Annotated in this window: 10 protein-coding genes; 8 read left to right on the forward strand and 2 right to left on the reverse strand. The window is 65.3% G+C overall.

The genetic code is table 11. From position 1 onward, the window contains the following. Positions 1-2 precede the first annotated feature (2 nt). Positions 3-374, reverse strand: a complete 372-nt coding sequence (locus tag CFB24_RS02970; RefSeq protein ID WP_141098328.1) for a hypothetical protein — start codon at positions 372-374, stop codon at positions 3-5. 124 nt (positions 375-498) lie between these two features. On the opposite strand from CFB24_RS02970, the gene CFB24_RS02975 reads away from it, so the two are divergent. Further along, positions 499-1,173, forward strand: a complete 675-nt coding sequence (locus CFB24_RS02975; RefSeq protein WP_088519056.1) for an alpha/beta hydrolase — start codon at positions 499-501, stop codon at positions 1,171-1,173. A gap of 92 nt (positions 1,174-1,265) precedes the next feature. Here the strand turns inward: CFB24_RS02975 and CFB24_RS02980 are convergent, their stop codons facing one another. Next, complete coding sequence (locus CFB24_RS02980; RefSeq protein ID WP_088519057.1) at positions 1,266-2,315, reverse strand: DUF535 family protein; 1,050 nt, start codon at positions 2,313-2,315, stop codon at positions 1,266-1,268. A 580-nt stretch (positions 2,316-2,895) separates the two neighbouring features. Between CFB24_RS02980 and CFB24_RS02990 the strand changes: the two genes are divergently transcribed. The 7 genes from CFB24_RS02990 to recN all read left to right on the forward strand — a co-directional run bounded on the left by CFB24_RS02990 (position 2,896) and on the right by recN (position 12,178). Continuing rightward, positions 2,896-3,819 carry a D-alanine--D-alanine ligase gene (locus tag CFB24_RS02990; protein ID WP_088519059.1) on the forward strand — a complete coding sequence of 308 codons (924 nt, stop codon included), beginning with the start codon at positions 2,896-2,898 and terminating at the stop codon, positions 3,817-3,819. Then, a complete protein-coding gene (locus CFB24_RS02995) occupies positions 3,816-4,790 on the forward strand; it encodes a cell division protein FtsQ/DivIB (RefSeq protein WP_245295399.1) in 975 nt (324 codons plus the stop codon). Before CFB24_RS02990 ends, CFB24_RS02995 begins: the two co-directional genes overlap by 4 nt. Continuing rightward, a complete protein-coding gene (ftsA, locus tag CFB24_RS03000) occupies positions 4,787-6,097 on the forward strand; it encodes a cell division protein FtsA (protein WP_088519061.1) in 1,311 nt (436 codons plus the stop codon). The genes CFB24_RS02995 and ftsA overlap by 4 nt, the downstream gene beginning before the upstream one ends. Positions 6,098-6,257: 160 nt before the next feature. Further along, positions 6,258-7,982, forward strand: coding sequence for a cell division protein FtsZ (gene ftsZ / locus CFB24_RS03005; protein WP_088519062.1), 1,725 nt, complete (start codon positions 6,258-6,260; stop codon positions 7,980-7,982). Positions 7,983-8,470: 488 nt separating this feature from the next. Next, positions 8,471-9,421 carry a UDP-3-O-acyl-N-acetylglucosamine deacetylase gene (lpxC, locus tag CFB24_RS03010; RefSeq protein WP_088519505.1) on the forward strand — a complete coding sequence of 317 codons (951 nt, stop codon included), beginning with the start codon at positions 8,471-8,473 and terminating at the stop codon, positions 9,419-9,421. Between the two features lie 195 nt (positions 9,422-9,616). Continuing rightward, the gene (locus CFB24_RS03015; RefSeq protein ID WP_244593115.1) at positions 9,617-10,483 is read left to right on the forward strand and encodes an outer membrane protein assembly factor BamD; all 867 of its coding nucleotides are present in this window, start codon (positions 9,617-9,619) and stop codon (positions 10,481-10,483) included. Positions 10,484-10,507: 24 nt separating this feature from the next. Then, the gene (gene recN / locus CFB24_RS03020) at positions 10,508-12,178 is read left to right on the forward strand and encodes a DNA repair protein RecN (RefSeq protein WP_088519064.1); all 1,671 of its coding nucleotides are present in this window, start codon (positions 10,508-10,510) and stop codon (positions 12,176-12,178) included. Positions 12,179-12,497 lie beyond the last annotated feature (319 nt).

The following is a 12,497-nucleotide window of genomic DNA, read 5'->3' on the forward strand; positions in this document are numbered from 1 at the left end:
GCTTACTCCTCGATCTTGTCGTCGGGCGGGAGCGTCTTGGCGCTTTGCGCCGCGCTGCGCTGGCTGCGCGCGTAAAGCACATGGCGCGCCCAGATTCCCAGCAGAAAACCGAGCACGGTCAACACAAGGAACACCGGGAATTCCACAGGGAAACGGCCCAGCGCGCCTTCCATCTTTCCCGCGCCCGTGCTTTCGGCGTAAATCAGGTTGGACAGGTTGGCGAGACCGGCGGCGGGAAGCGCCAGCCAATAAAAGCGCACGGCCAGCAGACCGATCAGGGCGCCGAACACCAGAGCCGCAAAGGCCAGGCCATCGAGCAGATGGACGCTGGCGACCGACGTCGCCAGAGCGAAGAAGCGAATGACCACCAGCACGCGAATCTCCAACTTTACGCGAAAATGTTTGCGTTTCCAGTCGCCCTCTATGTAAGAAAGCGGCCTTGCGCCCTTATATCAGGATCAACCATGCCCCGGATTAAATCATGGTCAAGGAAAAATCATGCCTGAAGTGATTTTCAACGGCCCCGCCGGCCGGCTGGAAGGCCGCTTCCATCCCTCCAAGCAGCGCGGAGCTCCGCTGGCCATTGTTCTGCATCCCCACCCGCAATTTGGCGGGACGATGAACAATCAGATCGTGTACCAGCTGTATTACGCCTTCGCCGAGCGCGGGTTCTCCGTACTGCGCTTCAATTTTCGCGGGGTGGGACGGTCGCAGGGCTCGTTCGACCATGGCGCGGGCGAGCTGTCGGACGCCGCCAGCGCGCTCGACTGGGCCCAGGCGGTCAGCCCCGAGGCGCGCGCCTGCTGGATCGCAGGCGTGTCGTTCGGCTCGTGGATCGGCATGCAATTGCTGATGCGCCGGCCGGAAATCGAGGGGTTCATCTCCATCGCCCCGCCGGCCAACCGCTTCGACTTCACCTTCCTGGCGCCCTGCCCCTCGTCCGGCCTGTTCGTCCATGGCGACCAGGACCGGGTGGCGCCGGTCAAGGAAGTCACCAGCGTGATCGAGAAGCTGAAGACGCAAAAGGGCATCGTGATCGAACACGCCCTGGTCGAAGGCGCCAACCACTTCTTCGAGAATCGCGTGGACGAGCTGATGGTCGCGGTCGGGGAATATCTCGACAAGCGTCTCGACAACCCGCCCCGCGTGGCGGTCGCTTCGCGCGCCGACTAAAATTGAACCCCGGCGGAGACGCCGGGGTTTTTATTCAGGACCGGCGCGGCGGATCGCGGCCCCCCTCGGCGCCGGCGGCCTGCGCCAGCCGTTCACGGCTGCGCGCCGCCCGCAAGGACCAGGGATGCCCGCTCATCCCTCTCGGAGGGTCTCGTCGGCGCCAACGCCTGGCGAACGGTTTCGACGATCGCCCGTCTTTCGGCGCGCGCATCCTGCGCGAGCAGCGGAAGTTCAAAGCCCAGCCAATCGTCGGGCGCGCCGCCCCGTTCGCGCCAGAACGAATCGTAATCGGCCAGCTTGCGCAGGCGCGTTCGTTTCTGCCTTAAATTAATCAACTGGTTCGTATTGGAAACCGCGAGGATCGCGTCGCACCCGGCGCAATCGGCGAAGGCTTGCGCCGCCAGGACGACGGCGGCCTTCGGGCGCAGGCCCTTGAGCGCACGAGTTGCGGCCACCACATCGGTCTTGCTCACCTCGCGCGGCCCCCCTTGCAAACCGCCGATCAACAAGGCTTTGCGGCCGCCGGTGTCCGCCGTCGCGGCGAGGGAAAACGTCAGCCGGGCCAGCGGCGGCGCCCAGCCCTCCCGCTGGTCGGCGCGATTGATGGTGATCTGCAAATACCCCTCGTGCGGGTAGATCGAGCGCGTCAGCCAAAGTTCGAAAACCGAGCCGCTGCGGCCATGCACTTCGCCAAGCCGGATGTCTTGCAGCGCCCACAGGCGTTCGAGCATGGCGGCGGGCGCGGTTTGGGCGATCAAGGCGTGATGCGAGCGCGCCAGCGCCAGCCGTTGCTCGAAGCCAAGACCAGGCCGCAACCATGCTCTTAATGGTCGCCAAGCAAAAAAGTGCAAACCGCTTTCACTGAGGCGGCGGCTGTCGCGATAGTCATTGATCTCTTGCAGCCACGCGGCGAAGGGCCGGGGGCGTAGAAACGCCTGAACCACCACCCTTCGCGCCTTGCGCGGGCCGACGGAGCGCGTGTATCGCGCCAATTGGCGGAAAATCTCGAAAATGGCGCGCGGGCGCGACGGGGCTGGCGCGAACGGTGGGGAGCCTTGTTTCACGCCCGTCATTTTCCCGAAACTCTCTTGAAGCTCGGGCGTGGCTATAGGGAAAACTTCTTGGTGGCAAGCCGTATTCATTGAATATCATGGAAATTCTGGACATGTTTCTCAAGAATTACACATTCTAATCACGTTGAACGCAATGACGAGAAGCATTGTCATCACGTTGATTATCCTGCCGGAACCGAGCGACCGAAAAGAGACCAGATGGCGCCCTGCCCTCCCGCCGCTTCGCGCCGAAGACCGCCGCAGGGCGGAGGGCCGAAATTTCAATTCTCGGTTGCGTCGCTTTTGCTCAAAATCATAAACAATCCGCTGATTCCTGTGAAATTCGCGCGAATTTTCGTCAAAAAACGCGCGATTCCGCACGCACACGCGTCCGGTTGCGTACGACATCTGCGATCCCACCCCACGGATTTTTCGCGGACGCGCCCGGCGCTCAAGACAAAAGACTATTTAAAAACAGACCATTGACGAATAACGCGCGCCAAAACCGTTTCACGTGGAACATAGCATGAACAATATCTGGCGCCTCGCAGAATTTTCACTTTTCGCCGCGCGCGGGCGGAGTCGCGGCCGGAATTTGCAAAAATTCCTTGCCATTTGGCTCCCGCAGCCGTCTTTGGCGGACCAAATCCGCAATGGGAGTTGAATCGTCATGAGCCAACATATCGCCGTGCTGATGGGCGGTCTGTCGAGCGAACGCAGCGTGTCGCTGCGCTCCGGCGAGGCCTGCGCCAAGGCGCTGGAGGCCGAAGGGTATCGCGTCAGCCGCCTCGACGTCGGCTGCGAAATCGCCTACGCGCTCACCGCCCTCAAGCCCGATGTCGCGCTCAACGCCCTGCATGGCCCCGGCGGCGAGGACGGCTGCATCCAGGGCCTGCTGGAGACCCTGCGCATCCCCTACACCCATTCCGGCGTGCTGGCCTCGGCGCTGGCGGCCCACAAGGACAAGGCCAAATGCGTGATGGCCGCCGCCGGCGTTCCCGTGCCGGCGGGCAAGACGGTGACGCGGTTCGAGGCGGCCAAGGCCCATGTGCTGCCGCCGCCTTACGTGCTGAAGCCGGTGTCCGAAGGGTCATCCTATGGCGTGTTCATCGTGAAGGAAGGCTGCTCGCATCCGCCGCAGGAATTGCTGCGGCCTGATTGGACTCACGGCGACCTCATGCTGGCGGAACGCTACGTCGCCGGGCGCGAATTAACCTGCGCCGTGCTGGGCGACCGGCCTCTCGGCGTCACCGAGATCAAGTCGGTTTCAAGCGAATGGTACGATTTCGATTCAAAATACACGCCAGGCGGCTCGATTCATGAACTTCCTGCGAAAATTAAAGAAAATATTTACTTAAAGATTCAAGACTTGGCGCTCAAGGCGCACAAGGCGCTCGGCTGTCGCGGCATAAGCCGAACCGACTTCAGATATGACGACACGCCCGGCGGTTCGGGCGAAATCGTCGTCTTGGAGGTCAATACGCAGCCCGGCATGACCGAGACCTCGCTTGCGCCCGAAATGGCCGCCCATGCGGGCATGACATTCGGCGAGTTGGTGACATGGATGGTGCAGGACGCTTCCTGCGATCGTTGACGCGATTTGGACTGGCGCCCAAGGCGACTCCGGCTTACGCCGGCGCGCCCGCCAGCCTGGGGGCTCCGGCTTACGCCGGCGCGTCGGCGGCCGTGCGTCAGGCCGAAGCGCGCATGTTTCCCCGCGCGCGCCAGCGTCAGCGTCAGCGCGGCGGCTGGCGCGTCCGGTTCGCCGGCTTCGCCGCCCTGCCCGGCGTCGGCGCCACGCTGGTGCTTGGCTTCTTCGCTTGCGTCGGACTGTACGGCGCCTATCTCGGCGGCGAATATGATGTTTTCGTCAAGGCGAATGGCGCGCCAGCCGACATTGTCGCCCGCGCCGTCGGCCTTGGCATCGACACGGTGACCATCACCGGCCAGATCGAACTGAGCGAAACGCAATTGCTGAAGGACGCCGGTCTCAACGGCCAGCAGTCCCTGCCGTTTCTCGACGCCGACGCCGTGCGCAACAGGCTGATGGCCACGCCGCTAGTCAAGAACGTCCATGTGCGCAAGCTGCTGCCCAACCGGCTGATCCTCGAAATCACCGAGCGCACGCCCTATGCGGTGTGGCAGCGCGACGGAATCGTGCGGATCGTCGCCGCCGACGGCGCGCCGATCGACGAGTTCCGCAACGCGCGTCACAGCCGGCTGCCCTTCGTGGTGGGCGAGGACGCCAACGAGCGCATCGACGAATATCTGGCCCTGCTCAACGCCGCCGGCGACCTGCGCGAGAAGGTGCGCGCGGGAATGCTCGTCTCCAAGCGCCGCTGGACGCTGGCCATGGCCAATGGCGTCGAGGTGATGCTGCCCGAAACCGACGCGGCGACCGCCCTGCGGCAGCTTGCGCGACTGGAGGACGAGAGCCATATCCTGGAAAAGGACATAGTTTCGCTTGATTTTCGCACGCCGGGCCGTCTGTTCGTGCGACTGACGGAAGAGGCCGCCGCGGCCCGCGCGGCCGCCCACGCCCCGCGCAAGGGAGCGCCCAAATGACCCAGCCTCTCGTCCTGCCGCGCCTGAAGCCGATTTCGCCGCGCAAGGCCACCACGCTCTGCGTTCTCGACATCGGCTGCTCCAAAGTCGTTTGCCTGATCGCCCGGCTCGACCCGGTTGAAGCTTCCGACACTTTGCGCGGCCGCACCCACCGCGCCCGCATTCTCGGCATCGGCCACCAGCGCTCGCGCGGGGTGAAGGCCGGCGTCATCGTCAATATGGAGGAGGCCGAGGCCTCGGTGCGGCTGGCGGTGGACGCCGCCGAGCGCATGGCCAAGGTGCAGATCGAGAGCGTGATCGTCGCCAACGCCGGGGGGCGGCTGGCGGCGGCCTGTTTCGACGCCGCCGTGCCGATCTACGGGCCGGGCGTCAGCGTCGCCGACCTGCATCGCGTGCTGGAGGCCACCGCCCTGCGCACGGCGCAGCCGGGCCGCGCGGTGCTGCACAGCCTGCCCAACGGCTTTTCGCTCGACGGCGCCGGCGGCATCCGCGACCCACGCGGCATGATGGGCGAGAGGCTTGGCGCGCATTTCAACGTGGTCAGCGCCGATTCCGCCGCCCTGCGCAATCTCATGCTGGCGGTGGAACGCTGCCACCTTTCGGTGGAGGCCGTGGTGGCCACGCCCTACGCCGCCGGCCTCGCGGCGCTGGTGGACGACGAGGCCCAGCTCGGAGCCATCGTGCTCGACATGGGCGGCGGCTCGGTGAGCCTCGGCGTGTTCCAGGACAACCGGCTCGCTCATGTGGACGCCGTCGCGCTCGGCGGGCGCCACGTCACCATGGACATCGCCCGGGTGCTCAACATTCCGCTGCGAGACGCCGAGCGGCTGAAGACGCTGCACGGCAGCGCCATTTCCTCGCCCTCCGACGAGCGCGAGACCCTGCCCATCGTCCAGGTGGCGGAGGACCGCGACAATCCCGCCCACATCCCCCGCGCGCATCTCAACCGCATCATCGCGCCGCGTGTGGAGGAGATTCTCGAACTCGCCCGAGACCGGCTCAACGCCGCCGGCCATCCGGTCGCCGGGCGCCGCGTGGTGCTGACCGGCGGCGCCAGCCAGCTCACCGGCCTGCCCGAGGCGGCGCGGCGCATTCTCGGCGGCCAGATCCGCATCGGGCGGCCGCTCGGCGTGCAAGGTCTGCCTGATTCGGCCAAGAACCCCGGATTCGCCGTTGCGGTCGGCCTGCTGATCTATCCGCAATTCGCCGCCGGCGAGTATTTTGAGCCGGGACGTTCGGGCCGGGTCCAGTCCACAGGCGGCGGATATTTCGGCCGCGTGGGCCGCTGGCTGAAGGAAAGTTTCTGAGACTTCAGCGATTTACGCCTAAACGCTTCCGTAAGGCGATGGACGGAAGTGGACAAAAAGTTAACGGCGTCAACGAAATGTTAACGATATTCGGGCTGGATCATACCAGCTTGGGACCTATCAACCGCTGCCCAGACCTGGCGAGGACAAGAGGCTGACGATGACACTAAACCTGCAGGCGCCACAACTGCGCGAACTGAAGCCCCGGATCATGGTTTGCGGCGTCGGCGGCGCCGGCGGCAACGCCGTCAACAACATGATCGCCTCCGGCCTAATGGGCGTGGATTTCATCGTCGCCAACACCGACGCGCAGGCGCTGACCAGCAGCAAAGCCGAGCGCATCATCCAGATGGGCCTGCAGGTCACCGAGGGCCTGGGCGCCGGCTCGCAGCCGGAAATCGGCCGCGCCTCCGCCGAAGAAGCCCTGGAAGAAATTCGCGACCACCTCACCGGCGCGCATATGTGCTTCGTCACGGCGGGCATGGGCGGCGGCACCGGCACCGGCGCGGCCCCCGTCATCGCCCGCACCGCCCGCGACATGGGCATCCTCACCGTCGGCGTGGTGACCAAGCCGTTCCAGTTCGAGGGCGCCCGCCGCATGCGCGTCGCCGACGACGGCATCGAGGAGCTGCACAAGGCTGTCGACACCCTCATCGTCATCCCCAACCAGAACCTGTTCCGCGTCGCCAACGAGAAGACCACCTTCGCCGACGCCTTCTCCATGGCCGACCAGGTGCTCTATTCCGGCGTCGCCTGCATCACCGACCTGATGGTGCGCGAAGGCCTGATCAACCTCGACTTCGCCGACGTGCGCGCCATCATGCGCGACATGGGCAAGGCGATGATGGGCACGGGCGAAGCCTCCGGCGACCGCCGCGCGATTCTGGCCGCCGAAGCCGCCATCGCCAATCCGCTGCTCGACGAAGTGTCGATGAAGGGCGCCCGCGGTCTGCTGATCTCCATCACCGGCGGCAACGACCTTACTCTTTATGAAGTGGACGAGGCCGCCAGCCGCATCCGCCAGGAAGTGGACGAGGACGCCAACATCATCCTCGGCGCCACCTTCGACCAGAGCCTCGACGGCATCATCCGCGTCTCCGTGGTCGCCACCGGGATCGACAAGCCGCTCGGCGTCTATGACGCCAACGACCAGCGCCTGGCCGAAGCCGGCGAGCGCCTGCGCGCCCAGGCCTCGGCCCAGGCCGCCGCCCGCGCGGAACAGGCCGCCGCCAACGCCCGGGGCCAATCGACCGCGCAGATGCAGATGTCGCCGCTCGAAGCCGCCCCGATGCAGGAACAGGCCCCGGCGCCCTCCTACGAGCCCGCGCCGGCGCCAGCCTATGCGCCCGCTTATCCCGCCCCGGGCGAGCCCCAGGGCTACGCGCCGCATCATTCCGACGTGCAGATCACCCGCGTCGCGCCGCAGCCCTACCGCGAGCCCGTCCCCGCGCCGCAACCGCGCCGCGACGCCTCCGCGCAAGCGCCGCAGGTCTACATCCCGCCGGCTGCGGAACAGCCGCAAGCCCGCCGCATGCCCAGCATCGACGACCTGCCGCTGCCGGGCCAAAGCCTGATGCGCGCGCAAGCGGCCGGCGAGACGGAGCCGGAAACGAAGCGGCGCACCCTGCTGGAGCGGCTCGCCAATTTCGGCATGAGCCGCGCCGAGGAACTCCGCGCCCACCAGGGCGCGGCCGCGCCCCAACCGGCGCTGGCGCCCCCCGGCTACGCGCCGCAACAGCAGCCGTCGCCGGTTCACGCCGAATACGCCAAGCGCCCGCCGCAGCAGCGCCCGGCCGGAGCCGTTGACGTCCATGGCCGCCCCCTGCCCCGCGCCGAGGACGACCAGCTGGAGATCCCGGCCTTCCTGCGCCGGCAGAGCCGCTGAGCGTTCTGACCGATAGCTGAACCCGCGAAAAACCCGCCGAGAGGCGGGTTTTTTTGTGTCACAGACTTGATCGAGGCCAGAACGGTCCGGCGTGGGTTCTCCACACCTGGGCCATAATTGATTCGACCCTGTAGCTTGAGGAGTTGTGAAGAATTCGTTAATCGGCAAGACTTGTGAGGGCGAATCACTGTCAAGATGCTGACGCAAGGTCGTGACGAAAAGACGGTTAAATTTGTAACAGGGGCGTAAGAAAGTTTGATTTGGTTTGACCGACGCCCAAAGTTACCTTCTAGCCGTGGAGCAGCACATCGCGTTTGCGCCGCTGTCGAAACCCTCGGGAACACAGGCGTTTCCAAGGGAACTTACGGCCAACTCCCAACTCCGGCGCGCCGCGCTCAGGGTCGCCCTCTGAGCGAAACATGGCGAAAACCGGCCAGAAACAGGATGTTCCCGCGGATGTGGCGGGGCGAGAAAAGATCGGGATGCGCATGAAGTCGACCCAACAGACCACGCTTCGGAATCGCGTCGTCGTCTCCGGAGGCATTGGTGTTCATTCGGGCAAGCCCGTTCGCCTCGTCCTCAATCCCGCCGAAGCCGGCGCCGGCCTGGTGTTCCAGCGCACCGGCCTCGCCAATGGCGTGAGCCGCCGCATCGCGGCGCTCCATTCCAAAGTCACCATGACCGATCTGTGCACGGTCATTGGCGAAGACGGCAAGAATCTCGTCGCCACAATCGAGCATCTCGTCGCCGCCTTGCGCGGCTTGAACGTCGATAATTGCCTGATCGAGGTCGATGGTCCGGAAACCCCGATCATGGACGGCTCGGCCGCGGCTTTCGTCGAGGCCATCGACAGCGTGGGCCTGGTTTCGCTCGACGCGCCGCGCCGCTATATCAAGATTCTCAAGACCGTGCGCATCGAGCACGGCCGCGGTTATTCGGAACTGCGTCCCGCGGCCTCCGGTTTCCGGCTCGACGTCGAGATCGATTTCGACAATCCCGTGGTTGGCCGACAGCGCAAAATTCTCGATCTGGAGCCGCAGTCGTTCCGCCGCGACCTCGCCCGCGCCCGCACCTTCGGCTTTCTCTCCGACGTGGAAAAGCTGACGAAAATGGGCTTCGCGCTCGGCGCCTCGCTGGAAAATTCCGTCGGCATCGATGGCGACCGCATCCTTAACCCCGAGGGCCTTCGCTATGTGGACGAGTTCGTTCGCCACAAGATGCTCGACGCTGTGGGCGACCTCGCGCTGGCCGGCGCGCCGCTGATCGGCGCCTACCAGTCCTATTGCGGCGGCCACAAGATGAATGTCGCCGTGCTCGACGCCCTGTTCGCCGACAAGAAGGCCTGGCGCTTTGTCGACGCCCCGGTTCCGCACCGCGAGGGCGCCCGCGCCGATCTCGGCCTGGCCGTCGGCCCCGCCTTCATGCCGGAGCGCAACTGAGCGCTCTCAGCGCCGATCCGGGCGCCGCCGTCAGGCCGGCGCCCTTTTTGTTGCCTGCTTGACTTAAATTCGCCGCAAAATCTCGGCCTTTGTGGAACCCGTGCGCCGCAGTAGCGCCGAGGCGCGACATCCGTTAAACAAGCGTTGAGGCGCGCTCTTTCGAGGCGCGATGCGCAAACTTTCCAGAGCCCCATGATGACTCCGAAACGCGAATTAGGCCTGAAATTGCTTATTGCCGCGGCGCTGGCTGTTCCCGCCGCGCCCGCGCTCGCCTTTTCGCTGGACGATCTCAACCCGTTCGGCCCCTCCAAATACGAGCAGAAGCTTGATCCGCAGGTCCCGGCCGATCATTTTTACAATGAGGGCCTGTCTCGCCTGGAAAAGGGCGACTACGAAGGCGCCGGGAAAAAATTCGGCGACCTGCAGAAAAAATTCCCCTTCTCGCAATGGGCCCGCCGGTCGTTGCTGATGGAGGTCTACGCCAATTATCGCGACGGCAAGACGACTGAGACCACCAGCGCCGCCGACCGCTATGTGTCGCTTTATCCCAACACGCCCGAGGCGGCCTACGCCACCTATCTCGCAGGACAGGCGTTGTTCGAGAATATGCCCGACGTTCATCGCGACCAGACGGGCATGTCCCGGGCGATGAAGTATTTCCAAACGGTGATGGATAAATACCCGAAATCGGAATATGCCGCCGACGCGCGTTACAAGCTGCAGGTGGCGCGCGACCAGCTCGCGGCCTATGAGTTGAACGTCGGACGCTATTACATGCAGAAGGAAAATTTTGCGGCGGCGATCAACCGTTTCCGCGAGGTGCTGTTCAAGTACCAGACCACCCGGGAAGCCGAGGAGGCGCTGGAGCGCTTGACCGAATGCTACCTCGCCATCGGGGTGACGCAGGAGGCGCAAACGGCCGCCGCAGTGCTTGGCGCCAATTATCCGAATTCGCCGTTTTACCAGGACGCCTACGACCGGCTGAAAGGCCAGGGCCTGTCGCCGCGGGAAAGCCAGGATTCGTGGATTTCCAAAATCTTCCGCAAGGTCGGAATGAGCTGAGCCCGTTGCCGTTGGAAGGATAGAATGCTTGTCCAGCTCGCGATTCGCGATATCGTCCTGATTGACAGGCTGGAGCTGGATTTTTCCGCCGGCATGACCGTGCTCACCGGCGAAACCGGCGCGGGCAAGAGCATTTTGCTCGACGCCTTTTCGCTGGCGCTCGGCGGGCGCGGCGATGGCTCGCTGGTGCGCGCGGGCCAGCAACAGGGCCAGGTGACGGCGGTTTTCGACCCGCCCATGGACCATCCAGCGCGGCAGATCGCCGCCGACCAGGAAATTTCCGTCGATGGCGACCTGATCCTGCGCCGCGTGCAAATGGCCGACGGGCGCAGCCGCGCCTATGTCAACGACCAGGCGGTTTCGGTGCAGACGCTGCGCGCCATCGGGCGCGAACTGGTGGAGATTCACGGCCAGCATGACGACCGGGCGCTGGCCGATCCCGCTTTGCACCGCGCCTTGGTGGACGCGTTCGGAGGCCTCGACCCGCAGGCCGAATCGACCCGCTCGGCCCATGTGCAATGGCGCCGGGCGGAAAACCTGCTCCGCGACGAGCGGGAAAAGATCGAGCTGGCGCGGCGGGAGGCTGATTACCTTCGGCACTCGTTCGACGAACTCTCCAAGCTGCGGCCGGAACCGGGAGAGGAAGAGCGCCTCGCCGGCGAACGCGCCGCGATGCAGCAGGCGGAAAAAGTGTTCGGCGACCTGCGCGACGCACAGGACACCGTGGCCGGCGACCGCTCGCCTCTGGCGCTGTTGTCGGGGGTGTTGCGGCGGCTTGACCGCCGTCAGTCGCAAGCCCCGGCCCTGATCGACCCCTGCCTGCAGGCGCTCGACGCCGCGCTCAATGCGTTGGACCATGCGCAACAGGTTCTGGACCAGGCCTTGCGCGACGCGCGTTTCGACCCGCGTGAACTGGAGCGCGTGGAGGAGCGGCTGTTCGCCTTGCGCGCCGCCGCGCGAAAATACGGCGCTCCCGTGGAAAGCCTGTCGGCTTTGGCGGAACGAATCGCTGGAGAACTCTCGACGCTCGACGCAAGCGAAAGCCGCTTGAAGCAGTTGGAGGTCGAGCGCACGGCGGCCGAGGCGGAGTTCCGCAAATGCTGCGCGGCGCTGAGCAAGGCGCGGAAAAAGGCCGCCGCCGATCTCGACAAGGCCGTCAACGCCGAATTGCCGCCACTCAAACTGGAGCGAGCGCGGTTTTCGACGCAAATCACGCCGGACGAGGCGGGCGCCAACGCCGATGGCGCCGAGAAGATCGAGTTTTGGGTGCAGACCAACCCCGGCGCCCGCCCCGGCCCGATGATGAAAGTCGCGTCGGGCGGCGAGTTGTCGCGCTTCATGCTGGCGCTGAAAGTGGTGCTGGCCGATCGCGGCTCGGCGCCCACTTTGGTGTTCGACGAGATTGATTCGGGCGCAGGCGGCGCGGTGGCCGACGCCATTGGCCAAAGACTGGCCCGACTGGCGGAAAAGGTTCAGGTGCTGACGGTGACTCACGCGCCGCAGGTGGCGGCGCGGGCGGGCAAGCATTTGCGCATTTCCAAGGATTTGGCCGACAAGGGCGCGCGCGCCGCCACCAGCGTGGCGCCGCTGGAGGATCATCACCGGCTGGAGGAAATCGCCCGCATGCTCTCGGGCGCGACCATCACCGACGAGGCGCGCGCGGCGGCGGCCCGGCTGATGGACGGGGCGGACTAGACAGCGTCAAGGCTTGGCGTGCTTGCGGCCCTGGCGCGTTTTGACCTTCCCCGATTGCTGCGAGCATATCCGTAAAGTCGGTAAACGCGGCGCGATCCTCGGACGGAAGTCGCCTTGCGACGGCAACAAGCGCCGCGCCAACACGTCCACGGCGTCGCCGATGCGGCCGAGTCGCCGGCTATAGCTAGCCGACAATGGCGATCACTTCCGCCCCGCCCTGGGGATCGCTGGATTTCATAGTTGGGGTTTGGGATACAGGCGGTTCGCCAACCGGCGCGAAGAGCGTTGCATCATGCGCAAGCCGACTCGTCCCCGACCG

The sequence above is a fragment of the Rhodoblastus acidophilus genome, assembly GCF_900187365.1.
GTDB lineage: Bacteria > Pseudomonadota > Alphaproteobacteria > Rhizobiales > Beijerinckiaceae > Rhodoblastus > Rhodoblastus acidophilus.

What these genes read in the sequence shown, in the direction of transcription:
- CFB24_RS02975 (WP_088519056.1), top strand. Translation starts at nt 499, where the DNA reads ATGCCTGAAGTGATTTTCAACGGCCCCGCCGGCCGGCTGGAAGGCCGC.
- CFB24_RS02980 (WP_088519057.1), bottom strand. Translation starts at nt 2,315, where the DNA reads ATGAATACGGCTTGCCACCAAGAAGTTTTCCCTATAGCCACGCCCGAG.
- CFB24_RS02990 (WP_088519059.1), top strand. Translation starts at nt 2,896, where the DNA reads ATGAGCCAACATATCGCCGTGCTGATGGGCGGTCTGTCGAGCGAACGC.
- ftsA (WP_088519061.1), top strand. Translation starts at nt 4,787, where the DNA reads ATGACCCAGCCTCTCGTCCTGCCGCGCCTGAAGCCGATTTCGCCGCGC.
- ftsZ (WP_088519062.1), top strand. Translation starts at nt 6,258, where the DNA reads ATGACACTAAACCTGCAGGCGCCACAACTGCGCGAACTGAAGCCCCGG.
- lpxC (WP_088519505.1), top strand. Translation starts at nt 8,471, where the DNA reads ATGAAGTCGACCCAACAGACCACGCTTCGGAATCGCGTCGTCGTCTCC.
- CFB24_RS03015 (WP_244593115.1), top strand. Translation starts at nt 9,617, where the DNA reads ATGACTCCGAAACGCGAATTAGGCCTGAAATTGCTTATTGCCGCGGCG.
- recN (WP_088519064.1), top strand. Translation starts at nt 10,508, where the DNA reads ATGCTTGTCCAGCTCGCGATTCGCGATATCGTCCTGATTGACAGGCTG.